The following is a 22883-nucleotide window of genomic DNA, read 5'->3' as shown; positions in this document are numbered from 1 at the left end:
GCGTGTCAAAGACGGTGCGCTGGCGCCGATTAGGCGGCTTCAGCAACCTTCTTGACGATCTGGCGACGCAGCAGGCGAGCGCGCATGCTCAGCTCGTTCTCGTCCGACTTCAGCAGGAAGGCGTCGAGGCCGCCACGGTGTTCAACCGAGCGGAGAGCAGCTGCGGAAACGCGCAGGCGGTAGCGCTGGCCGAGAGCATCGGAAATCAGCGTGACGTTGCACAGGTTCGGAAGGAACCGGCGCTTGGTCTTGTTGTTGGCGTGGCTTACATTGTTGCCCGACTGGACGCCCTTGCCGGTCAATTCGCAACTACGGGACATGGTACACCTATTCTCTTTATCGCCGCCGGACAATGCGGTAGCGGGCCCAGAGCCCAGGCCGCGTTCCTAGGCCATTATTGGAAAGTCGCGGTTCTATAGTCAGAGACGGCCCGCCCGTCAAGCCAAACCTCTTGCATTCTCGGAAAACCGCGGTTTTTCCCGGCCGATCTGCCCATGCGAAGCGCTATCCGGGCAACAATAATGGTGCGTGAGACCCATTCCAAGCGGTTTTGCTATGCGCTATTTCTTGACCGAGGACACACGACGGTTTGGTTCCGTGATTGGACCGACCGCGTAGCCGGCGACAGCGAAATGGCGCAGAAAAGCCGTAAACACCCTGCATTTCAGGGTATTGCGGCGATGTTCAAGTGATGGATTCCTAAAGGCATGAAGTTGCGAAATGGCTTTCGCGGGGCAATGCTGCTTTCGGCGGTCTTGTTTTCCACAGCATCATCGGCCGCCGATGCCGAGCATCTGACGGATTACAGCATCTCGCTGTCCGGTCTGCCGGTGGCGCGCGCCTCATTCCACACCGAGGTTCAGAAGAATCGCTACACGATATCGGGGACGCTGAAATCGGCGGGCCTGCTCGATATCCTCAGCCGCACGTCGGGCCAGACACAGGTTTCCGGCGTTGTCGACAAGGATTACCTGCGCGCGTCGCAATATTCGATGTCCTATCGCAGTGGCTCGAAGAGCCGGGCGATCAGCGTTACCTACCGCAACGGCAATGTCGTGCATGCGAGCATGACGCCGAAGCGCACGCCTTTGCCGAAGAACTGGGTGCCGGTCACCTCGCGCGACATGCGCAACGTTCTCGATCCGCTTTCGGGGCTGATCATTCCGGCGCAAGCGCGCGTCTGCCCCAACACCCTGCCGATTTTCGACGGCGAGTCGCGGCTCGACATCAAGCTTTCGCCGAAGGGCACCAGGCCTTTCAAGACGAAGGGCTTCGAAGGCGAGGTGATCGTCTGCGGCATCCGCTTCGTGCCGAAGGCCGGCTACAAGAAGGGCCGCGAGGACGTCGAATATCTGCGGCGACTGCAGACGATGGAAATCTGGTTCGCCAAGGCTGAGACCATGAATGTCTATGCCCCCGTCTATGTCCGCATCCCCACCAAGCTCGGGCCGGTCACGGTCTCGGCGACGCGATTTGGTGGTTGACGCGCGATCGCGTGCAACTAAAAGGTTAAATACCAGCAAGCACCGTGATTTTGACGGCGCAGGTTTCCGTTGAGAGAAATCGCGCCCGGGGACGACTATGAAACTCAAGGCAACTCTGATCGGTTTTTCGGCCATCCTGATGTGGTCGCTGCTCGCGCTGTTCACGGCGGCATCGGGCAAGATGCCGCCGTTCCAGCTTTCGGCAATCTGTTTCCTGATCGGCAGCCTGCCCGGCCTTGCGGTGCTTGTGGCAAAACCGGAGCGCCTGGCGCTGCTCAAGCAGCCGGCGAAGGTCTGGATCACGGGCATTGCCGGCCTCTTCGGCTATCACTTCCTCTACTTCACGGCGCTGCGCAATGCGCCGGCGGTGGAGGCCGGGCTGATCGCCTATCTCTGGCCGCTCTTGATCGTTGTCGGTTCGGCACTGCTGCCGGGGGAGCGGCTGCGCTGGTATCACATCGCCGGCGCGCTTGCGGGCCTCGTCGGCACGATCCTGATCGTCGCGCGCAACGGCGTCGCCTTCGACGGTGCCTATCTCATCGGCTATGGCGCGGCCTTCCTCTGCGCCTTTACCTGGTCGGGTTATTCGCTGATCACACGCCGCTTCGAGGCGGTTTCGACCGATGTGGTCACCGGCTTCTGCCTTGCCACCTCGATCCTGTCCTTCGTCTGCCATCTCGCGCTCGAAACGACGGTCTGGCCGGCGACGACCTTCGAGTGGCTGGCGGTCGCGGGCCTCGGCCTCTTGCCGGTGGGGGCGGCCTTCTATGCCTGGGACTTCGGGGTGAAGAACGGCGACATCCAGCTTCTCGGCGTTTCGAGCTATGCAGCACCGGTGCTCTCGACGCTGATCCTGATCCTCTTCGGCTTTGCCGAGCCATCCTGGCGCATAGCGCTTGCCTGCCTGTTCGTCACCGGCGGGGCGGTGCTCGCCGCCCAGGATCTGATCTTGCGCAAGGATGCCGCGGCCACCCAGCCGGCGGAGTAGTCCGAAAGATCGCTATCGGGTCGGCGGCTGCCAGTCGGGGGCTGCCATCTCGAAGGCGGCAAAATCGAAGGCCGGCGCGACCGTGCAGCCAACCAGCGTCCAATCGCCGAGGGAGGCAGCCGACTGCCACCAGTTGGCCGGCACCACGCCCTGCGGGCGCTCACCGTCCCGGATGTCGGGCCCAAGCCGCAACGTCTCGGGGGGCTTCCCGTCCTCGGCAATGCTGAGTTCGAGCGGCGCGCCGGCGTGGTAGTGCCAGATCTCGACGGCGTCGCGGACCCGGTGCCAGTGCGAACGGTCGCCACGCTCAAGCAGATAATAGATCGCCGTCGAATGGCCCCGCGGGCCGCCGGCCGTGTCACGGAAGGTCTCGATGTACCAGCCGCCCTCCGGATGGCGTGTGAGGCCGAGCGCCTCGATGACCTCTTCCGCCGTCTGTGCTTCAGCCATCAGAAGTTATCCTTCCGCTTGCGGATTTCCGCAAAGACCGCGGCATCGTCGGCATCTCGCAGGCCGAGATGGGCGCGAATGCCGGGATCGGCGGCGCGCAGGAACGGGTTCGTGCGCTTCTCCAGGCCGATTGTCGTCGGCGCGGTGAAGCCGCCGTCGCAGCGGATTTCCTCGATCTCGGCAGCGCGTGCCTTGAGTTCGGCATTGTCGGGATCGACGGTGACCGCGAAGCGGGCATTGGAGAGCGTGTATTCGTGGCCGAAATAGACGGTCGTGTCGTCCGGCAAGGCCATCAGCCGGCTGAGAGACTGCCACATGGTCGCCGGCGTCCCCTCGAACAGACGGCCGCAGCCGAGCGCAAAAAGCGTGTCGGCGGCAAAGAGCAGCTTGTCCTGTGGAAAATGGAAGCAGATATGGCCGGCGGTATGGCCGGGTGTTTCGATCACCTCGACGTTGCGGCCCGCAAACTCGAAGCGTTCGCCATGACGCACCGTCTTGTCGAGGCCCGGAATTTTCGCGGCCTCGTTGAACGGACCGATGATGATGGCGCCGAAGCGGGCTTTCAACGCGTCATTGGCCGCGACGTGGTCGCCATGATGGTGCGTCGTGAGAATATGGGTGAGCGTCCAGCCGCGGCGTTCCAGCGCCTCCAGGATTGGCGCCTCCTCGGGCGCGTCGATCGAGGCGGTCAGGCCGCTTTCGGGGTCGTGGATCAGCACGCCGAAATTGTCGGTGCGGCAGAGGAAAAGATCGAGTTCGAGCGCGGCCATGGCAGGTCCTCCGGTCAGGAGAGGGGAGATGCTGCCGAATGTAGCGAGCCTTACCTTGAAGTCTACCGCTTCGAAGCTAACATGTTGCGAATGCATACCGATATTGTCGACCTTCGCGAATTCTATCACTCCGAGCTTGGCCGGATGGCGGAGCAATCCGTCACCATGGCGCTTTCGTCCGTCTGGGCGCGGCTGCCGGACGAGCGGCTGGTCGGCCTCGGCTATGCCGTTCCCTATCTCGAGCGGTTCCGCAAGGACACGGAGCGCACCTTCGCCTTCATGCCTGCGGGCCAGGGCGCGGTGAACTGGCCGGTTGCCGAGCTTTCCTCGACGGCGCTGGTGTTCGACGAGGAATTGCCGCTGCCGGACGCATCGATCGACCGGGTGCTGATGGTGCATTCGCTGGAATTTGCCGAAAGTCCGCGCGAGACGATGAAGGAGATCTGGCGGGTGCTGGCGCCGGGCGGGCGGCTCGTGATCGTCGTGCCCAATCGACGCGGCGTCTGGGCGCGCATGGAGCATACGCCCTTCGGCTCCGGCCGACCCTATTCGCGCGGGCAGCTGACGGCGCTGTTGCGCGAGACCAACTTCACGCCGGGGGCTACGGCCGACGCGCTGTTCTTCCCGCCGTCGAAGCTCCGGGCGATCCTGCGGCTGCGCCGAGGCTTTGAGCGGCTCGGCCGCTGGCTCTGGCCAGTGTTCTCAGGCGTCATCGTCGTCGAGGCGCAGAAGCGGCTTTACCAGGGGCTACCGGTCGCAGCGCGTGCGTCCCGCCGTGTCTTCGTGCCGGTGTTGGCGCCGCAGGGCGTGCCGAGCACACGCGAACGGCCACGCCTCACCCGATAAGGCGCTGCGTACAGGCGGCGGACCCTCGACAAAAGCCGCTTGCGCCGGTAATGGCTTGACCTCTTTTCCTGCCTATAGCGCCCCGCGCCTCCCAAGGCGCGACAAAGGTCGCTGTGGCATTTTGATGGCCATAGAAAGCTGACCCGATGAGCCTTGCTTCGAAGAGCCCTGAGCCGCGTCCCGGCATCCTTGACATTGCCGCCTATGTGCCGGGCAAGGAGCATGCGCCGGGTGTCGCCAAGGTGCATAAGCTCTCGTCGAACGAAACGCCGCTCGGTGCCAGCCCGAAGGCGATAGAAGCCTTCCAGGCGATGGCCTTCAATCTGGAGCGCTATCCTGACGGCCAGGCGCGGGCGCTGCGGGAGGCAATCGGGGCCGTTCACGGGCTCAATCCGGCAAACATCATGTGCGGCAACGGCTCGGACGAACTGCTCGGGCTGCTGTGCCACACCTATCTCGGCCCCGGCGACGAAGGCATTATCACCGAGCACGGTTTCCTGGTCTACAAGATCCAGATCCTGGCGGCCGGTGCGACGCCCGTGACCGTCGAGGAAAAAGATGCGCGCGTCGATGTGGACGCCATCCTTTCCGCGGTCACCGAGCGGACCAAGATGGTCTTTCTCGCCAATCCCGCCAATCCGACCGGCACCTATATCCCGGTCGACGAAGTCCGCCGGCTGCATGCGGGCCTGCCCGAGGGAGTGCTCCTGGTGCTCGACGCCGCCTATGCCGAATATGTGCGCCGCAACGACTATGCCGCCGGTCTTGAGCTCGTCTCGGCCAGCCGCAACGTGGTAATGACCCGCACCTTCTCGAAGATCTATGGTCTTGCCGGCCTGCGCATCGGCTGGATGTATGCGCCGCCGGAAGTGATCGACGCGGTCGACCGTGTCCGCGGGCCGTTCAATCTCAGTGCGCCTTCCATTGCGGCGGGTGCGGCGGCGATCCGCGATCAGGCTTTCGTCGCAACGGCGGTCGATCACAATCTCACCTGGCTTGCCCGCGTTGCCGAAGCGCTCGAGGCGATCGGGCTCCGCATCACGCCGTCGGTCACGAATTTCGTGCTGATCCATTTCCCCGACGAGGCCGGCAAGCGGGCGGAGGAGGCCGATGAGTTCCTAACCCGCCGCGGCTATATCCTCAGGGCAGTCCGCAGCTACGGCTTCCCGAATGCGTTGCGCATGACCATCGGCTCCGCGGAAGCCAACGAGGGCGTCATCGCGGCGCTGACCGAATTCATGGGACGGAAATAATGGCTCAGCAGTTTGAAACGATCGCCCTCATCGGCATTGGTCTGATCGGCTCGTCGATCGCGCGCGAAATCCGCGAGAAGCAACTCGCCGGCACGCTCGTGGTCTCCACGCGCAGCGAGGCGACGCTGAAGCGGACGCAGGAACTCGGGCTCGGCGATCGCTATACGCTGTCTGCGGCGGACGCCGTTCGCGACGCGGATCTCGTCATCGTCTCGGTACCGGTCGGCGCGTCCGGCGCTGTTGCCGCCGAGATCTCAGCGCATCTGAAGCCAGGCGCCATCGTCACCGACGTTGGTTCGACCAAGGGTTCGGTGATCGCACAGATGGCGCCGCACTTGCCCGAGAACGTGCATTTCGTGCCGGGGCATCCGATTGCCGGTACCGAGCATTCCGGCCCGGATGCCGGCTTCGTCGGCCTCTTCCGCGGCCGCTGGTGCATCCTGACGCCGCCCCCTGGCGCGGATGAGGAAGCGGTGGCGCGGCTGCGGCTTTTCTGGGAGACGCTCGGCTCGATGGTCGAGGAGATGGACGCCGAACACCACGACAAGGTGCTGGCGATCGTTTCGCACCTGCCGCACATCATCGCCTACAACATCGTCGGCACGGCTGACGATCTCGAGACCGTTACCGAATCCGAAGTCATCAAATATTCGGCTTCGGGCTTCCGCGACTTCACGCGTCTGGCGGCATCCGACCCGACCATGTGGCGCGACGTCTGCCTGCACAACAAGGATGCGATCCTGGAGATGCTGGCGCGGTTTTCGGAAGATCTCGCCTACCTCCAGCGGGCGATCCGCTGGGGCGACGGCGACAAGCTGTTCGATCTCTTTACCCGCACCCGGGCCATTCGCCGCTCGATCATTCAGGCCGGCCAGGACACGGCGATGCCGGACTTCGGTCGCCATGCCATGGATCAGAAATAGCCTGAGCAGATCAAGGAAGACCGTGGAGCGGTCTTCCTTCCTGTGAGGTGTATGACCGTAGGACCGTAGCCTAGAGGGTCGGCAGGACGCCGATCGGGATGAAGGCGAGGAATGCCGTGCCGTCGCGCACGTTGAGCTTCACGGTCGCCTCGTTCTTGCCGTTGGCGAGAGCCTTCAGCATGTTGGCGGTGTTGTCGACGAGGTTGGCATCATCCGGGATCAGGGTGACCAGATTGGCGCGCCAGGCCTCGATATTGGTCATCGTCAGCGAGAACTCGCCAGAAATCAGTCCCTGATCATTGACCGAGAACGGCCCGGAAAGCTTGGCGTTCATGCCCGAGCCGAGGTCGAGGGTGAGCTGTCTCAGCTCGCCCTTGCTGCCGCGAAACATCTCAGGCGTCGGCGGGGTTGTCATCCATCCGGCCCGGTCGGTGAAGGTCAGGTCGGCGGCGACGGTCGCCGGCGGTGCGAGGCTCGGGCCTTCCTCGGGCCGAACGTCCAGTTTGTCGACGCTCAAGGCGGCGTCGAGATCCGCGCCGTTCTGGCGCAGGTGCAATTCGCCGTGGCTGGCGCCGAAGCCAAATCCGTCGCCTTCAAGCGGCAATCGCAACCGGCCCGTCAGGTTGTCGTAGGTCAGCGACGTGCGATCAACGCCGGACAGGGTCGCGCGCACGCTCGCATGCAGCAACGTCCAGTCGGCGAAGATGTTGAGGCCGGGGGAAGCCCGGATCTCGGCCGGGCCGTCAAGCTCGATCACCGCATGGCCCGGCTGGTAGACCTGGGCAGCGGTCCTCAGCGCTCCGAACGAGGCCGAGGTGCCGTTGCGGGTGTCGTCCAGATGGACCTTGTCGCAGAAGAGGCCGATGCGGAACGGGAAGCCGCGCACGTCCATGTTGGTGCATTCGCCGCCGAGGCCGGCTGCCTGTCCTTCGGCGAGGCGGGTCGCAAGCCGCTTCTCGATCTGGTCGGCGGCGAGAAACCAGCCGGCCGAATAAACGCCGGTGACAAGCACGATGCCTGCCAGGAGCCAGCGGAATTTCCGGCTGACCGGCGATGGGTTGGAGACTGCGGTGGCCGACATGGGCGCGGGTACCTCACTCAAAACAGGATGGAGGCTGCCTTTCGGGTGGCGCCATCGATCCGCAAAACTATTCTTTCCTTTGGCCGCAGGAGGACGACCTTGTCTCTTTCGTGCCGGGATGCTGTGCCGTAGAAACCGAAAATGGCTCACCGTCCCACGCGACCGATCGTGATTCGGCAGTGAGAACAGCAGCGCGGGTTGAATGACAGTGGATATGGACGAATTTTGGGTCTTTGGCTACGGCTCGCTGATGTGGAACCCGGGCTTTGCCTTCGAGGAGAAGCTCACGGCACGCGCCTTCGGTTTTCGCCGCTCACTCTGCGTGCATTCCTGGGTTCATCGCGGCACCGAACAGCGGCCGGGGCTGGTGCTTGGGCTCGACCGCGGCGGCTCCTGCATCGGGACGGCGTTTCGCGTCCAGCGCGGACAGCAGGCGGATGTCGTCGATTATCTGCGCGAGCGTGAACTGGTGACCCACGTCTACAAGGAACGCACCATGCCGGTGCTGCTTGCCGACGGCCGCCGCGTTCCGGCGCTCGCCTACGTCATCGACCGCGCCCACGTCCAGTATGCGGGCTCGCTGACCACCACGGAGGCGGCCGGCATCGTCGCGGTTTCGACGGGAAAATCCGGGCCGAACAGCGAATACGTGTTCAACACGCTCGCCCATCTCAAGGAGATGGGTATCCGCGATCACTGGCTGGAAGAGGTGGTCGGATTGCTGCGGCAGTCGCCGCGTTCAGCCCGGGCCTGAAGGTTCAGGCCCGGCCTTCTGCCTTCAGTTCCTTCAGCCGCTGCTGGGCGGTCGGCGGTAGCGGCAGGTGCGGATTGGCCTTCACGGTTTCGACGAGCAACTCGTCGCTCGCCCTCTCGGTTACCTCGACGAGCTTCGCCAGGAAAGCGTCCGGGTCCATGCCGGCCTCGATGGGCGGCAGGATGCGAACCTTGAAGTGGCCGGGAAAGCGCAGGAACTTGCGGCGCGGCCAGAAGAGGCCGGGATGCATGGCGACCGGCACCACCGGCACGCTGAGGTCGCGGTAGAGGCGGGCGATGCCGTATTTGTATTCCGGCGGAGCGCCCGGCGGGCGACGCGTGCCTTCCGGGTAGATGATGAGCTCGCGGCCGGTTGCCATTTCCTGCTTGGTGCGGTCCATCACGCCGGTCATCGCCTTGCCGCGCGCCGCGCGATTTACCGGAACCATGCGTTGCTTGAGCACATACCAGCCGAAGAGCGGGATCCAGGTGAGCTCGCGCTTCAGGATATAAAAGGGATCGCTGAGCCAGGGGAGCAGCGCATAGGCATCCCAGAAGGACTGGTGCTTGGGAGCGAAGATATAGGGAACCTCGGGGATATTCTCCAAGCCTTCGATCTCGAAGGTCGTGCCGACCATCTTTTCCATGAGCCAGTGGTTGCTGCGCACCCAGTTCTTCGGCACGAACCACGCCTTCTTGCGCGGCAGCAGGAAGTAGATCGGGGTCAGCACGATCATCTGCACGATCAGGTTGGCGTAGAACACCATGTTGAAAAGGATCGAACGCAAGACGATCATCAGGCACGCTCTCGTAGGCGAGGTCTCAAGGGGACCGGCGTCTTTGAGCCGGTTGATCGCTGCCTACACGATTAAGTGCTGAAGGAAAACTGCTCTGTTTCACTTTGCAGCGGCGAAGGCTGTTCCTGCCGGCCCTTATTCTTCGGCGGGCGTCGCGCGCGATGCGTCGGTGCGCAGGCCGCTGGTCGGGCGGGCGCCGGCGAAGTCGCGTATTGACGCCACCGTATACTTGCCGAATTCCAGAAGGATCGACTTCAGCACCATCGGATTGCGCAGCCAGTTTGTGGTCTTCAGATCGGAGTTGACGACCGGGTAGGGGATGAACTCCGTTTCCGGCCGGGCGCGGCGCAGTTCCAGGAGGCTGCGCGGCATGTGATAGTTGTTGGTGACGACGAGCACGCTCGCATAGCCGCGATCATGGATCCATTGCGCCGCTTCCGTGGCATTTCCGATGGTATCGATCGCCTCATGGCCGATGTCTACGCAGCACTTGAAAAGGTCGGCCGAGCTCTGGGTGTTGCGGCGGATCTGGCTGCCTGTGGTCGCCGGGTGAACCCCGGAGATCAGCAGGCGCTTGCCGGCGCCACCCTTCAGAAGATCGACCGCCTGGTCGATGCGCTGGAAACCGCCGGTCAGGACCACGATCGCGTCGGCCTTCGGATGACCCGGCGGCTGCAGGGAGGCGACCGTGTCGGCAAAGTTCAGGAAGGCGGCGATCAGGATTGCCAGCGGCAGGAGCAGGACGAAGAAGGTTCGGCGGAGGATTTTGCGCAGGAGACTGCGGGACCGCCGGCGATCGTCGGCTTGCCCCTGCCATTTATCTCCTCCGGCCATTCCGTTCCCGCGTAGCTCTCGCGCCATCATGATTCTCTTCACATAGCCGCAGATTGCGGCAAGGAATAGATCGAGTGGCGGCGAAACATCAGGCGGCTCAGCTTTGGTAGAGGTCGGTACGGCCGGGGTCCGAACGGATGAGGTCGATTTCGTAGATCGTGCGGGTAACCGTCAGCCGCGCCGTAACGGTCGTCAGGATGGCGATGACGACGATGATCGCGGCAATGCCGAGATAGCCACCATAGCCGATGGTGAAGGTACCGAAGAGGGCGGTGGCCTGATCTGTCTCGGGGGTCGCCAAGGTCCGTGACTGCCAGAAACCCGCGAGCGCAAAGAAAAGTGCTGCGAGCAGACCGCCGGCGCCGGCGCCCTTGAGGCTGATCCTGAGGAAGTGCTTCTGGAATTCCGACGCGACGAAGCCGGCTTCGGCACCGACGAAATGCAGCACCTCGACGATATGGCGATTGCCCGACAGCGCGCCGCGCGTTGCGAAGACCACTGTCAGCACCATGGCGGAAAAGACCAGGGTCAGCACGCCGGTGCCGATCATGGCCGTGGTGTTGGCCATGGCGACCAGCCGGTCGACCCAGGTGCGGTGGTCGTCGAGGAAAGCCTGCGGGATTATTTCTGTCAGCGCCTTGCGCATGGCCGCAAAGTCCGGCGGATTGCTTTCGTCGATGGTGATGATGACGAGGCGCGGCACGGGCAACTCGTCAAGATCGAGGCCTTCGCCGAGCCAGGGTTCGAGCAGGCGGGCGGTGGCGGCCCGGTCGACGATCTTGCCGTCCGTCGTGCCACTGAAGGTCAGCGCCAGGTCGCGGGCATCCGCCAGCGCCTTTTCCATGTCGAGATTGTCGTCGGGCTTGATCTGGATGGTGATCTCGCGGGAGATCTGCGATTGCCAGCTCTGGGCCGTGGCTCGCACCATGCTGACGCCGCCGAGCGTCAGGCAGGCGAGGAACGACATGATGGCGATGACGCACATCAGCGCATGGCCGGACACATTGCTCGACGGCACGATCGGGCCGGTCGGGCGCACGCGCATTTCCGTCCGGCGCTGTTGTGCCTCCGGTGCCTGTTCGGGCACATCCTTTTGGTGTTTCGTGCGGCTGTCACTCATAGATGTCGAGCCGCCCCTGCGAAAGGATCATGCGCCGCGCCTCCACCTGGTCCATCAGCGACAGATCGTGGGTGGCGATCACGACCGCCGTGCCGAGCCGGTTGAGCTCGAGGAAAAGATTGAGCAGGCGCCTTGCCATCGGCGGATCGACGTTGCCGGTCGGCTCGTCGGCAAGCAGGATCTCCGGCCGGTCGATCAGCGCCCGAGCGATGGCGGCGCGCTGTTTTTCACCGCCGGAAAGGACCGGTGGCAGCACGTTGATGCGCTCGCCGAGACCCACCCATTTCAAAAGCTCCAGCACGTCTGCACGGTAGCTCGTCTCCTCCTTGCCGCGCACGCGCAACGGCAGTGCGACGTTCTCGTAGGTGGTGAGATGATCGAGCAGGCGAAAGTCCTGGAAGACGATGCCGACGCGCCGGCGCAGCATCGGGAATTCTTCGCGCGGGATCGACGAAATGTTGCGGTCGAACATCCGGATCAGGCCGCGTGTCGGCTGCAGCGAGAGGAAAAGAAGCCGCAGCAACGTGGTCTTGCCGGCGCCCGACGGACCCGTCAGGAACTGGAATGAACGGCGTGGAATGTCGAAGGTCAGGTCCCGGAGGATTTCCGGTCCCATGCCATAGCGCAGTCCGACGTTCTCAAAGTGAATCAAGCGGCAGCCCAGTCTCTCTCACGGCCCTGCAACCGACGGCCGGTTCCGGTCCTCCGCGCATAGGACGACCAGCCAAGAAAGGCAAAACCGCCAGCGGAATCATGGTTAAGTGACGGTTAATTTTTCATGAAAAGGCGCCGCTTTCGCGACGTCTTTCCGAAACATTAACCATTCCGGTTTACGTGTCGGAAAGATTTGATGCAATGCCTAGTTCTTGCACCGCATGAGGCTTGGCATTGCCCGAGGGTTTCGCAGACAAACTGGCCGCCTGCGGCCGTGTTCTCTTGCGGGACAGGAGGAAATGATCATGCAGGCATTCCGGACCAAATCCGCCAGCAACAACGCCGATACAGATTTCCTGCCGCCCGAGCGCGGCGGACGCGACGGGGCTTCAGCGCCGAGGCGCGCCGACTATGTGGATGCGGAATTCGAGGTGATATCCGCTTCGTCGCGCCGCACGCCCTATCCTGTTTTCAACGACAATGCACAAACCGGCAGCCGCAGGCGGCCGACGCTGACGGTCGTGGAGCAGGAGCCGTCGCTCGGCGCTCGATTGTTGCGTCTTGCCGAAACGCGGCTGCGCGACATGCCGGCACGCCGCTTTGCCGGGATGGTCGCGGGCGTTGCGCTTGCTTCCTTCCTGGCGATCGTCGGCTTTGCCGGCGATGGACAGGCCGACGTCCAGCCGCTGACGATATCGGGGATCAAGAGTGGGCTCGACTACTCCGGCGGCATGCGTGTGCTGTCCGTCTATGGCTCGATCGACAATCGCTCCGATATCGAGCAGCGATTGCCGATCGTCGTGGTGGAGATTGCCGCCAACGGGCGCAAGGTCACGACGACACGGGTGATGCCCGAGGGTGCTGCCGTCGCGCCCGGTGAGAGCCGTCATTTCATGACGAGACTGCCCTATGCGGGTGGAAAAATGCCGGATGTGACGGTTTCCTTCGCCGAAAACGATGTTTCGGCCCGCTGATTGTGCTAAGCGGCGCCAAAGGGAAGGCTTAAGGTCTTCCGGATGAAACGCTGGAGAAGCCTTGATGCCCGTTGTTCGCGGTAAGAATATCGAACCTCTCTATACGGCCGAAACCATCGCTGCCCGCAACAGCGAGCTCGCCGGAATGATCGTCAACGGCCCGCACAAGGATCTACTGGTGATCGCGGTGCTCAAGGGATCGTTCATCTTCGCGGCCGATCTGATCCGCTCGATGCATACGGCCGGTCTGGCACCGGAAGTCGAGTTCATCACGCTGTCGAGCTATGGCACCGGCACCGTTTCGCAGGGCGTCAAGATCACCAAGGATATCGACAGCGACGTGCATGGGCGCGACGTTCTGCTGATCGACGACATTCTCGAATCCGGCCGCACGCTGCGTTTCGCCAAGGAACTGATGTACGAGCGCGGCGCCCGCAACGTCACGATCGCCGTGCTGCTCGACAAGCGGGTCAAGCGCAAGGTCGAGCTCGAGGCGGATTATGTCGGCTTCGAATGCCCCGATCACTTCGTCGTCGGCTACGGCATGGACGTCGCCTATGCCTTCCGCGAGCTGCCTTTTGTCGGTGTTGTCACCGGCGACGCCGAGTAAACGTCTCGATTTGGGGCATGCGCCCTGAAATCCAGTCGTTCGGCGTTTACCGAACACAAACGAAAAACTGGTTGTTTTGGTGCGTGCCGCAGTGATTCTCGACGGGGATCGGCGGCGCTGCAGCGCCAGTGTGTCTCCCGATGATCCACGCCCGCTGTACTTTTGGATCAGGTGCGGGTGCCGGCGTGAACGCCGGACTCGGAAGCGAACGCGGAGGCCATGATGGCGAAGATCCTGATTACCGAGGACGAGGATGCATTGCGTTCCTTCGTTGCGCGGGCCCTGAGGCTCGACGGCCACGAGACGGTCGAAGCGGGCGATGGGGCCGATGGCCTTGCCTGCCTGGAGGCCGAGGCGTTCGACCTTCTGCTCTCCGATATCCGTATGCCCGTGATGGACGGCATCGAGCTGACGCACCAGGCGTCGGCGGCCTTTCCGGCCATGAAGATCCTGCTGATGACCGGCTATGCCGAGCAGCGCGAGCGGGCTGACGATCTCACCGACAAGATCGTCGATGTCATCTCCAAGCCCTTCTCCCTTCCCGATATCCGCAAGGCAGTCGCGCTGGCGCTGGCCGCCTGACGGCCAGACCTGCCGGCCCACAGCAACAGGACCGCGACCCGGCGCATCGATTGGATGCGACGGGAGCCGTTGTCATGTTCTGCCGTGATGAGGCAAAGGGCTGAGCCGGGCGCTCGGCTCAGCGCATGTCGAGCAGGCGTTCGAGGTACTGGCGCTCCTGCTCCGGCGACAGGCTGTCGCCCAGCCTGCGGCGAATCTCGTCAAGGATTTGTCGGGCGCGCTGAGAATCGATCTCGTCTGGAACCTTGACCTGGTCGCCGAAATTCGGGCCGAGATTCTGTTGCCGTCGTCCCAAAGGATCGCGGCCGTTTTGACCGTATTGCGGAACACCCATGCCAGGGCCGCCCTGACCTTGGCCCTGCATCTGGTTCATCATATCTTGGGCGCCTTGGCGCAGGGCCTGTAGCGCGCGGCCCTGATTGCCGACGGCTTGTTCGCCCTGGCCCTTGCCGAGCGCGCCGGAAGCGCCGTCCATTTCGCGCTTGGCTTCGCCGAAGCCCTTGCCGGGCTTGATGCCCATGCTTTCCAGGCCCTTGTTCAGCTCACCGAGCTGTTTTCCGAGCGCGTCCTGCTGCTCTTTCAGCTGTTTCAGTGCATCCTTGAGCTGTTCGGCGGTCATGTTGTCGAGTGGGTTGGGCTGACCATTCGGATCGCCCTGCTGACCTGGGTCCTGCGGCATTTCCTGACCGAAGAGCTCGTTGTCTTCGCCCTGCAGCGGGTCGCCCCGCTGCATCCGGTCACGCAGGGCCTGGTCGAACTTGAAGGTCTCGTCCATCAACTGCTGCTGTTGCTGCATCAGCTTGCCGAGCTTGTCCATCTGCTGGCGCATGGCGTCGTTCTGCTCGCCCATCTGCTGCTGGCTACGGCCAGCCTGCAGGTTGTTCATCATGCGCTGCAGTTCCGAGAGCATCTGCTGTGCCTGATCGCGCGCGCCCGAGCGCGCCAGATTCTCGATCTGGTTCATCATCTTCTCGAGGTCCTGCTGGCGGAGGATGTTGTTCGGGTCGAGCTTGCCGGTCATGCGTGGATTTTTCATCGCCTGCTCGGCGAGCGCCTGCATGTATTCCTGCATCGCCTGGCGCAGTTCCTGCATCAGCTTGGCGATTTCCTGGTCCGAAGCGTTGCGCTCCAAGGCGTCCGACAGCGCCTGCTGGGCTTCGCGCAGGCGGCGCTCGGCAAGCGACAGGTCGCCGTCCTCGATGCCGAGCGCGATCTCCCAGAGGTATCCGGCGGCATCGCGCAACATGTCGTCGTTATAGGCGAGCGCCATCCGGGTGCGCGCCGATTTCAACAGCAGGAAATGAGTGAGGTTCGGGATCCAGTCCTCAGCAAGCGCCGTGACGGCGTCGTTGAGGTCGATGGCGCGCGGCAGGTCGTTGGCATTGAGCGCGAAAACCTGACGCTGTTCGGCGACGGCGCCGGCGAGCGGCTGCGAGAACTGGCGGGCAGGCAGGATCATGTCGTGCGGCGGGCTGCGGCCTTCCTGTCCGGCAGCATCCCGGGCGACGAGCGTCACCGCTACCCGCTTGCCGGCGAGCGGATGCTCGCTGAGGTTTCGGCTGGTCGTGCCCTTTGCCTCGCGCGCGTTACGGCGCGGCAGATCGAGCCGGTATTCCGGTAGCGGATAGAGCGCGCGGGCGCCTTCCGCCGGTTCGTCGAGCGGCTTGATCTCCGCCCAGGCCTGGGCGATGCCGTAATCGTCGTTGGCCGTAAACGTGATTTCGAGCGCCGCGTTGATGGTCGGATGGGGGATTCCGTCAAAGGCGATCTGAGGCACGCCGTCCGGGGTGATCTTGAACGCCCAGCGCTGGCTGCCGACGATAAGTTCGCCATCCTTGACGACCTTGTAGACGTGGTTGCGCACGGCATTCGGACTGCGCGCCGGCTCCGTTGCAACCATTTCGGCAACCTTCGGGCTGGCATCGTCCACTTTCGGCTTGCTCTGCTTTTCCTCGGCCTTTTCGCCGGCCACCGGAATGGCGATCGGTTTGCTCCCGCCGGTTTCCGCGTAGCGCACTGGCGCGTCCGCACCGGCGCCGGTGACCCGTACGGTGATGTCGCTGAACTGCGGGATGGTGATCGCCCCGGCGTCTTCATTCACGGCAGCGGCGGCTTCCGGCTTGCCCGTCAGGAAGATTGGCGCCCGCCCGGTATAGGGCGGCGGCGTTACCCAGGCATCGACGCGGATATTGGCTGCTTCGATCGACGTCTGCGGCAGCCGGAACGCATCACTCAGCAATCCGGCGCGGTTGGAATAGGAATAGGCAAAGGCGACGCAAGCGAGCAGCACAGGCACGGCCCTGAGCGCGAAGGGATCGTGCCTGGCGATATCGGGCCGCGGCAGGCCAGTCTCGAGGGTGCCGATCATGCGAGCCATGCGCGCCTGGTGTTCGCGCCAGAGCGCCTCGCCCAGAGGGGTGTCGGTCGCGGGGCGATCGTCCTGGACGCGGATGGCCTGATGCGGCAGCGCATTGCGCTCTTCGAGCATGCGATCGGCATCGGCATTACCGGGAAGCCGCAACCGGCTGAGCGGTAAGAGAGAGGCGAGGAAGGTTAGCGCAAAGGCAAAGAGCGCGACCGCATGTAGCCAGAAAGGTGCAGCGCGAAAGAAGCCGAGCCAGGCGAAGGCAAGAAACAGAAGGGCGATCGCACCGGGCAGAAGGATACGCGGCAGGACCTGCTCGGCGACCAGCACCGCGCGCGCCAGCCATCTCTTCAGCGCCAGAGTTCTCGAAAACGGCTTCGGTTGTGGCGTTTCATCCTGCCGGAATTGCGTCATCCGCCCAAGTTTCCTTTCGGTCGCCCATCAACGCTTGTGGCTGACCCAATGTAGTGAGGCGACGGCCGAGCTCAAAAATGCACGCAACTTCGCCTATCCCGCTTGCGTTCAGGATACCATCGTTTGTGGCGAAGACGAGGGCGCAAACACAATCGTGATCGGCCGGGCGGCCGATCCACAGATTGTCGTTGTCGCGCCCGGACGGGTCAGTCGAGCCAGTCCGGCACCGAATCGAGACCGATCAACGCGTCATAGTCCTGACGCGGGCGAACGACGTGGAAACGGTCGCCCTTGACCAGAACTTCCGGGATCAGGAGGCGTGAATTGTAGGTGCTGGCCTGCACGGCGCCGTAGGCGCCGGCCGAGCTGATGGCAAAGAGATCGCCAGGCTTCGGCATCGCCATCTCGCGGTCGAGCGCCAGATAGTCGCCGGTTTCGCAGACCGGGCCCACGACGTCGGCGCGGATGCGCGGCGCGTTGGCGGCGGAAATGCGGACCGGGCGGATCTCGTGATAGGCCTCATAGAGGGTCGGGCGGATGAGATCGTTCATCGCACCGTCGACGATGACGAAGGTCTTGTCGCCGCCGTCCTTCACGTAGATGACTTCGGTCACCAGGATGCCGGCGTTGCCGACGATCAGCCGGCCCGGTTCGGTGACGATCTTGCAGCCGAGCGACTGCAGCTGGCTCTTGACGATTTCCGCATAGGCGTCCGGCAGCGGGGGCGGATTGTTGTCGTCCTTGTAGGGAATGCCGAGGCCGCCGCCGATGTCGACGTGATCGATCGAGTGGCCGTCGGAACGCAGCGTATCGACCAGTTCGCGCAGCAGCTTGAAGGCGTCGTCGAAGGGCTGCAGTTCGGTGATCTGGCTGCCGATATGCATGTCGATGCCGGTCACCTCAATGCCGGGCAGCGTTGCGGCATGGGCGTAGACCGCACGGGCGCGCTCCCAGGAAATGCCGAACTTGTTTTCCTTCTTGCCCGTGGAAATCTTGGAATGGGTCTTCGCGTCAACATCAGGGTTGATGCGGAAGGACACATGGGCGCGCTTGCCGGCACGAACGGCGCGCTGGTTCAGGACCTCGAGTTCCGGCTCGGACTCGACGTTGAAGCAGTAGATGCCGGCTTCCAGTGCGAGATCCATTTCCAGCGGCGTCTTGCCGACGCCGGAGAACATGATGCGGTTTGCCGGGATGCCGGCCGCCAGCGCCCGGCGCAGCTCACCGCCAGAGACCACGTCGACGCCGGCGCCGAGGCGGCCGAGCGTCTTCAGTACCGCCTGGTTCGAGTTGGCCTTCATCGCATAGCAAACCATCGCATCCACATCGGCGAAAGCCTTGGAGAACACCGTGTAGTGGCGCTCGAGCGTGGCGGTCGAGTAGCAGTAGAAGGGTGTGCCGACGGCGCGGGCGATATCGGTCACCGGCACATCTTCGGCGTAGAGAATTCCGTCGCGGTATTGAAAATGGTTCACGTCACGCAGCTCGACTTTGAGCAATTCCAGGAAAGTGCGAAGCGGCTTCCGTTCGGAATTGCGTAATTTCTACTAGAGGAGGGGATCGAGCAGGAACGAACGCTCGTCTGCTTTTTCCTTCTGCTCGACAGTTCCTGCCGGCGCCTTGGTGTTGATCGGCGCGGTCGAGCCGGGGCGATCGAGGTCGCCCTTGCGTCCACAACCGACAAGAACCAGCCCGGGGATCGCCAGCAGAAGTGCAAGCCGGGCCGCCTTCGTGAATGTCATCGTGATTTTCCTTCGCGGGAACTGATGCAGGTGCGATGTCTTACCGATTTTTCAGGCACTTGTGCACCCTGTTTCTGCGGGCGAAGAGCCGCCCGCAGCGGGCTTGGGAGCAGATGTCTTAGTTGCGGGCGCGCCACCAGGCGATCTGCTTGCGAACCTCGTTGGGCGCCGTGCCGCCGAAGGAGGTACGGCTGGCCACGGAGGCTTCGACCGTCAGGACATCGAAGACCTTCTCGGTGATGTCGGCGTGGATCGACTGCAGGTCGGCAAGCGAAAGATCCGCGAGGTCGCAGCCCTTCTGTTCAGCAAGCGCCACGGCGCGGCCGGTCACATGGTGGGCGTCGCGGAAGGGCAGGCCTGCCTCACGCACCAACCAGTCGGCAAGGTCGGTCGCGGTCGAATAGCCGGAGCCGGCGGCGGCCTTCATGCGATCGCTACGGATGGTCATGTCACGAACCATGCCGGTCATGGCGGCGATCGCCAGCTCGAGGCTTTCGGCTGAGTCGAAGACCTGTTCCTTGTCTTCCTGCATGTCCTTGGAATAGGCGAGCGGCAGACCCTTCATGACCGTGAGCAGCGCGATCAACGAACCGTTGATGCGGCCGGTCTTGGCGCGCACCAGTTCAGCGGCGTCGGGATTCTTCTTCTGCGGCATGATCGAGGAGCCGGTCGAAAATGCATCCGACAGGCGGATGAAGCCGAACTGCGGCGTCGACCAGATGACGATCTCTTCGGCCAGCCGCGACAGGTGCGTGGCAGTGATCGAGGCCATCGACAGGAATTCGAGCGCGAAGTCGCGGTCCGATACCGTGTCGATCGAGTTGCGGGTCGGGCCGGCAAAGCCGAGCGCCTTGGCGGTCATGTGACGGTCGATCGGGAATCCGGTGCCGGCAAGGGCGGCGGCGCCGATCGGGCTCTCGTCCATGTGCTCGATGGCGTGACGCACGCGCGAGCGGTCGCGGCCGAACATCTCGACATAGGCCATGCAGTGATGGCCGAAGGTGACGGGCTGCGCGGTCTGCAGATGGGTGAAGCCGGGCATGACGGTATCGGCATGTTCCTCGGCGCGGTCGAGGAAGGCGGCGATCAGCGCCGTCAGCGCTTTCTCGGTGCGCTGCAGCTCTTCCTTGACCCAGAGGCGGAAGTCGAGCGCCACCTGATCGTTGCGCGAGCGGGCGGTGTGGAGGCGGCCGGCAGCCGGACCGATCAGGGTCGCGAGCCGGGCCTCGATGTTCATGTGGATGTCTTCGAGGCGGCGTGAGAACTCGAACGCACCACTTTCGATCTCTGACAGGATCGTGTTCAGGCCGTGAACGATCTTGTCTTTGTCGTCGGCCGAAATGATGCCTTGATGCGCCAGCATCGTCGCATGCGCTATTGAGCCGCGGATGTCCTGGGCATAGAGCTTCTTGTCGAAGCCGATCGAGGCATTTATTTCCTCCATGATCGCGTCCGGACCCGAGGCAAAGCGACCGCCCCACATCTGGTTGGAGGATTTCGTCTCGGAATTGCCGTCAGCCATGAAGAATGCCCGCCTTGGAGAATGAAATGCCCGACCAGAAGAAATCCCCCCCGGCCGTGAAACTGTTCGCGCTCGCCGCCCTGTTCGGCGTGATCGTCGGTGCGGCAGCGGTATACGTGAAGGAGACCGGGTCTGGCAATGGTGAGGCAACCGAAACGGCCTCCGCCAGTTGCCCGCTGACCTCGGCCAAGGTCGCTGCGCTGACACCCTTCATGAAGGGGCAGGTCGCCGCGATGTCGCCGGCGTCGTCGCCGCGGCCGATCGCGCTCGACTTCAACGGTCCGGACGGCAAGCCGACCAATGTCTCGGCCTTTGCCGGCAAGACGCTGCTCGTCAATCTCTGGGCGACGTGGTGCGTTCCCTGCCGCGAGGAAATGCCGGCCTTGAACGCCCTGCAGAAGTCGCTCGGCAGCGACAAGTTCGAAGTGGTGGCGATCAACATCGACGTCGGCGACGACGAGAAGCCGAAGGCTTTCCTCGACGAGACGGCCGTGCATGAGCTTGGCTATTATCGCGACGCCTCGATGGGCGTGTTCAACAACATGAAGAAGGAAGGCCTGGCCTTCGGCCTGCCGGCAACCCTGCTGCTCGACGACAAGGGCTGCCTGATCGGCTCGATGAACGGGCCGGCCGCCTGGGACAGCGACGACGCCAAGGCGCTGATCAGCGCGGCGCTTGCTCCTGCTGCGGGAAGCTGAAGGAGACTAGATCTGGACAAAGAAAAACCCGGCGGATCGCCGGGTTTTTCTTGTCAAATGCTGACGGAATTAGCGGGTGGGAACCGGCACTTCGCCGCGATAGTCGTAGAAGCCGCGTCCGGACTTGCGGCCGAGCCAGCCGGCTTCGACATATTTCACCAGCAGCGGGCAGGGGCGATACTTCGAGTCCGCCAGGCCGTCATAGAGCACCTGCATGATCGACAGGCAGGTGTCGAGGCCGATGAAGTCGGCAAGCTGCAGCGGGCCCATGGGATGGTTGGCGCCGAGCTTCATGGCGGTATCGATCGCCTCGACACTGCCGACGCCTTCATAAAGCGTATAGATCGCCTCGTTGATCATCGGCAGCAGAATGCGGTTGACGATGAAGGCCGGAAAATCTTCGGCGACTGTCACGGTCTTGTCGAGCGTCGCGACGAATTCCTTGGCGGTCTTGAAGGTCTGTTCGTCCGTGGCGATGCCGCGCACGAGCTCGACCAGCTTCATCACCGGAACCGGGTTCATGAAGTGGATGCCCATGAAGTGCTCGGGGCGATCGGTGGCGGAGGCCAGGCGCGTGATCGACAGGGACGAGGTATTCGTCGCGAGAATCGCTTCCGGCTTCAGGATCGGACAAACCTGACCGTAGATCTTGCGCTTGATCGTTTCGTCTTCGGTGACGGCTTCAATCACAAGATCGGCCTGGGACAGGTCGTTGATATCGGAAGAGCCCTTGATCAGGGCAAGGGCTGCCTTGCGGGCCTCGTCGGTCATCTTGCCGGAGGAGACCTGACGGGCAAGGTTGCCGTTGACGGTTGCAAGGCCCGCTTCGATCCGTTCGGCGGCCAGATCATAGATCTGCACCTTGTATCCGGCGATTGCCGAAACATGTGCGATGCCACAGCCCATTTGCCCGGCACCAATAATTCCGACCGTCTTGATCATCGCGGCGAACATCCATCTTCAAGGGTTGGCGGCAAGGCCGCCATCAGACACGCAAACCGGGCCGGTTTGGCCGGCCCGGTAGATTGTTAATGCCAAGTCCCCGCTTTTGCCAGCCCTTTTCATGGGTGCGGAGGGTGGCATCGATTTGGGCTTACAGCGCCTTCTGCAACTCCGGCAGAGCGTCGAAGAGATCGGCAACCAGGCCGTAGTCGGCGACCTGGAAGATCGGCGCCTCTTCGTCCTTGTTGATGGCGACGATGACCTTCGAGTCCTTCATGCCGGCGAGGTGCTGGATGGCACCGGAAATGCCGCAGGCGATGTAGAGATCGGGTGCGACCACCTTGCCGGTCTGGCCGACCTGCCAGTCGTTCGGGGCATAACCGGCGTCGACGGCAGCGCGCGAAGCGCCGACGGCAGCGCCGAGCTTGTCGGCCACCGGCAGGATCACTTCCTGGAACTTTTCCGACGAGCCGAGCGCGCGGCCACCGGAGATGATGATCTTGGCAGACGTCAGCTCCGGGCGGTCGGACGACGACAGGGCGTCGGCGACGAAGGAGGAAACGCCGGGGTTGGCGGCAGCCGAAACGCTCTCGATCGCGGCCGAGCCGCCTTCAGGGGCGGACGCGAAGGAGGCGGTGCGCACGGTGATGACGCGCTTGGCTTCGGTCGTCTGCACCGTCTGGATGGCGTTGCCGGCATAGATCGGACGCTTGAAGGTATCCGACGAGACAACTTCGATGATTTCCGAAACCTGGGAAACGTCGAGCAGGGCTGCAACGCGCGGCATGACGTTCTTGCCGACCGAGGTCGCGGCGCTCACGATCGTGTCGTAGCTGCCAGCGAGCGAGACGATCAGGGCAGCGAGCGGTTCTGCGAGGTTGTTGGCAAGCGAGGCGTCGTCGGCAACGAGCACCTTGGCAACGCCTGCAAGCTTGGCGGCCTGTTCGGCAGCTTGCTTCGCGCCGGCGCCGGCAACGAGAACATGCACATCGCCGCCAATCTTCGAAGCGGCGCTCAGCGCCTTGGCGGTCTGGTCGGAAAGGTGGTTGCTGTCGTGGTCAGCCAGAAGAAGAATGGCCAT

The 22883-nt window shown here is 63.4% G+C and carries 24 protein-coding genes; 10 read left to right on the top strand and 14 right to left on the bottom strand.

What is annotated here, in order from left to right; genetic code table 11:
• Nucleotides 1–29 precede the first annotated feature (29 nt).
• Entirely contained in the window at nt 30–320 is a 291-nt protein-coding gene (gene rpmB, locus FA04_RS14200) for a 50S ribosomal protein L28 (protein WP_034806568.1), read from the bottom strand.
• A gap of 387 nt (nt 321–707) precedes the next feature.
• Here rpmB and FA04_RS14190 point away from each other — a divergent pair, with 387 nt between their 5' ends.
• Nucleotides 708–1484, top strand: a complete 777-nt coding sequence (locus FA04_RS14190; RefSeq protein ID WP_034806574.1) for a DUF3108 domain-containing protein — start codon at nt 708–710, stop codon at nt 1482–1484.
• A 97-nt stretch (nt 1485–1581) separates the two neighbouring features.
• On the top strand, nt 1582–2472 hold the full coding sequence (yddG, locus tag FA04_RS14185; RefSeq protein ID WP_034806577.1) for an aromatic amino acid exporter YddG: 891 nt from the start codon (nt 1582–1584) through the stop codon (nt 2470–2472).
• A 12-nt stretch (nt 2473–2484) separates the two neighbouring features.
• Here the strand turns inward: yddG and FA04_RS14180 are convergent, their stop codons facing one another.
• Nucleotides 2485–2922: a cupin domain-containing protein gene (locus FA04_RS14180; protein WP_034806580.1), complete on the bottom strand. Its 438-nt coding sequence runs from the start codon at nt 2920–2922 to the stop codon at nt 2485–2487.
• Nucleotides 2922–3692 carry a hydroxyacylglutathione hydrolase gene (gene gloB / locus FA04_RS14175; RefSeq protein WP_034806583.1) on the bottom strand — a complete coding sequence of 257 codons (771 nt, stop codon included), beginning with the start codon at nt 3690–3692 and terminating at the stop codon, nt 2922–2924. The genes FA04_RS14180 and gloB overlap by 1 nt, the downstream gene beginning before the upstream one ends.
• Nucleotides 3693–3773: 81 nt before the next feature.
• Here gloB and FA04_RS14170 point away from each other — a divergent pair, with 81 nt between their 5' ends.
• The 3 genes from FA04_RS14170 to FA04_RS14160 all read left to right on the top strand — a co-directional run bounded on the left by FA04_RS14170 (nt 3774) and on the right by FA04_RS14160 (nt 6714).
• Nucleotides 3774–4538: a class I SAM-dependent methyltransferase gene (locus FA04_RS14170; RefSeq protein WP_089044490.1), complete on the top strand. Its 765-nt coding sequence runs from the start codon at nt 3774–3776 to the stop codon at nt 4536–4538.
• Between the two features lie 146 nt (nt 4539–4684).
• The gene (gene hisC, locus FA04_RS14165; protein ID WP_034806587.1) at nt 4685–5791 is read left to right on the top strand and encodes a histidinol-phosphate transaminase; all 1107 of its coding nucleotides are present in this window, start codon (nt 4685–4687) and stop codon (nt 5789–5791) included.
• On the top strand, nt 5791–6714 hold the full coding sequence (locus FA04_RS14160; protein ID WP_034806590.1) for a prephenate/arogenate dehydrogenase family protein: 924 nt from the start codon (nt 5791–5793) through the stop codon (nt 6712–6714). The genes hisC and FA04_RS14160 overlap by 1 nt, the downstream gene beginning before the upstream one ends.
• 70 nt (nt 6715–6784) lie before the next feature.
• Here FA04_RS14160 and FA04_RS14155 read toward each other — a convergent pair whose 3' ends face one another.
• The gene (locus FA04_RS14155) at nt 6785–7795 is read right to left on the bottom strand and encodes a DUF2125 domain-containing protein (RefSeq protein ID WP_034806594.1); all 1011 of its coding nucleotides are present in this window, start codon (nt 7793–7795) and stop codon (nt 6785–6787) included.
• A 202-nt stretch (nt 7796–7997) separates the two neighbouring features.
• Here FA04_RS14155 and FA04_RS14150 point away from each other — a divergent pair, with 202 nt between their 5' ends.
• A complete protein-coding gene (locus FA04_RS14150) occupies nt 7998–8549 on the top strand; it encodes a gamma-glutamylcyclotransferase (RefSeq protein WP_034806597.1) in 552 nt (183 codons plus the stop codon).
• A gap of 4 nt (nt 8550–8553) precedes the next feature.
• On the opposite strand, the gene FA04_RS14145 is transcribed toward FA04_RS14150, so the two are convergent.
• The 4 genes from FA04_RS14145 to ftsE all read right to left on the bottom strand — a co-directional run bounded on the left by FA04_RS14145 (nt 8554) and on the right by ftsE (nt 11951).
• Nucleotides 8554–9345 (bottom strand): lysophospholipid acyltransferase family protein, encoded by a 792-nt coding sequence (locus FA04_RS14145; protein ID WP_034806600.1) that lies wholly within the window; start codon nt 9343–9345, stop codon nt 8554–8556.
• 135 nt (nt 9346–9480) lie between these two features.
• Nucleotides 9481–10179 (bottom strand): YdcF family protein, encoded by a 699-nt coding sequence (locus tag FA04_RS14140; RefSeq protein ID WP_034806603.1) that lies wholly within the window; start codon nt 10177–10179, stop codon nt 9481–9483.
• A 97-nt stretch (nt 10180–10276) separates the two neighbouring features.
• Nucleotides 10277–11299 (bottom strand): cell division protein FtsX, encoded by a 1023-nt coding sequence (locus tag FA04_RS14135; protein WP_034806606.1) that lies wholly within the window; start codon nt 11297–11299, stop codon nt 10277–10279.
• A complete protein-coding gene (ftsE, locus tag FA04_RS14130) occupies nt 11292–11951 on the bottom strand; it encodes a cell division ATP-binding protein FtsE (RefSeq protein ID WP_034806610.1) in 660 nt (219 codons plus the stop codon). The genes FA04_RS14135 and ftsE overlap by 8 nt, the downstream gene beginning before the upstream one ends.
• Nucleotides 11952–12258: 307 nt before the next feature.
• Here ftsE and FA04_RS14125 point away from each other — a divergent pair, with 307 nt between their 5' ends.
• The 3 genes from FA04_RS14125 (at nt 12259) to FA04_RS14115 (ending at nt 14119) form a co-directional block, all read left to right on the top strand.
• Nucleotides 12259–12927, top strand: a complete 669-nt coding sequence (locus FA04_RS14125; protein ID WP_034806734.1) for a hypothetical protein — start codon at nt 12259–12261, stop codon at nt 12925–12927.
• Between the two features lie 64 nt (nt 12928–12991).
• Nucleotides 12992–13537: a hypoxanthine phosphoribosyltransferase gene (gene hpt, locus FA04_RS14120; RefSeq protein ID WP_034806612.1), complete on the top strand. Its 546-nt coding sequence runs from the start codon at nt 12992–12994 to the stop codon at nt 13535–13537.
• A gap of 222 nt (nt 13538–13759) precedes the next feature.
• On the top strand, nt 13760–14119 hold the full coding sequence (locus tag FA04_RS14115) for a response regulator (protein WP_034806737.1): 360 nt from the start codon (nt 13760–13762) through the stop codon (nt 14117–14119).
• Nucleotides 14120–14237: 118 nt separating this feature from the next.
• Here the strand turns inward: FA04_RS14115 and FA04_RS14110 are convergent, their stop codons facing one another.
• The 4 genes from FA04_RS14110 to argH form a co-directional block, all read right to left on the bottom strand.
• Nucleotides 14238–16898 carry a TIGR02302 family protein gene (locus FA04_RS14110; protein WP_034806614.1) on the bottom strand — a complete coding sequence of 887 codons (2661 nt, stop codon included), beginning with the start codon at nt 16896–16898 and terminating at the stop codon, nt 14238–14240.
• A gap of 206 nt (nt 16899–17104) precedes the next feature.
• Nucleotides 17105–18373, bottom strand: coding sequence for a diaminopimelate decarboxylase (gene lysA, locus FA04_RS14105; protein ID WP_034806740.1), 1269 nt, complete (start codon nt 18371–18373; stop codon nt 17105–17107).
• A 72-nt stretch (nt 18374–18445) separates the two neighbouring features.
• On the bottom strand, nt 18446–18640 hold the full coding sequence (gene lptM, locus FA04_RS14100; protein WP_034806616.1) for an LPS translocon maturation chaperone LptM: 195 nt from the start codon (nt 18638–18640) through the stop codon (nt 18446–18448).
• 118 nt (nt 18641–18758) lie between these two features.
• Nucleotides 18759–20162 carry an argininosuccinate lyase gene (gene argH / locus FA04_RS14095; protein WP_034806619.1) on the bottom strand — a complete coding sequence of 468 codons (1404 nt, stop codon included), beginning with the start codon at nt 20160–20162 and terminating at the stop codon, nt 18759–18761.
• A gap of 26 nt (nt 20163–20188) precedes the next feature.
• Here argH and tlpA point away from each other — a divergent pair, with 26 nt between their 5' ends.
• A complete protein-coding gene (tlpA, locus tag FA04_RS14090) occupies nt 20189–20860 on the top strand; it encodes a thiol:disulfide interchange protein TlpA (protein ID WP_034806622.1) in 672 nt (223 codons plus the stop codon).
• Nucleotides 20861–20929: 69 nt separating this feature from the next.
• Here the strand turns inward: tlpA and FA04_RS14085 are convergent, their stop codons facing one another.
• Both FA04_RS14085 and FA04_RS14080 read right to left on the bottom strand, forming a co-directional pair.
• Nucleotides 20930–21802 carry a 3-hydroxybutyryl-CoA dehydrogenase gene (locus tag FA04_RS14085; RefSeq protein ID WP_034806743.1) on the bottom strand — a complete coding sequence of 291 codons (873 nt, stop codon included), beginning with the start codon at nt 21800–21802 and terminating at the stop codon, nt 20930–20932.
• A gap of 151 nt (nt 21803–21953) precedes the next feature.
• On the bottom strand, nt 21954–22883 hold the full coding sequence (locus FA04_RS14080) for an electron transfer flavoprotein subunit alpha/FixB family protein (RefSeq protein ID WP_060643815.1): 930 nt from the start codon (nt 22881–22883) through the stop codon (nt 21954–21956).

The organism is Ensifer adhaerens, from assembly GCF_000697965.2.
Taxonomy (GTDB): Bacteria; Pseudomonadota; Alphaproteobacteria; order Rhizobiales; family Rhizobiaceae; genus Ensifer; species Ensifer adhaerens.
This window is presented reverse-complemented; position numbering and strand designations above follow the sequence as displayed.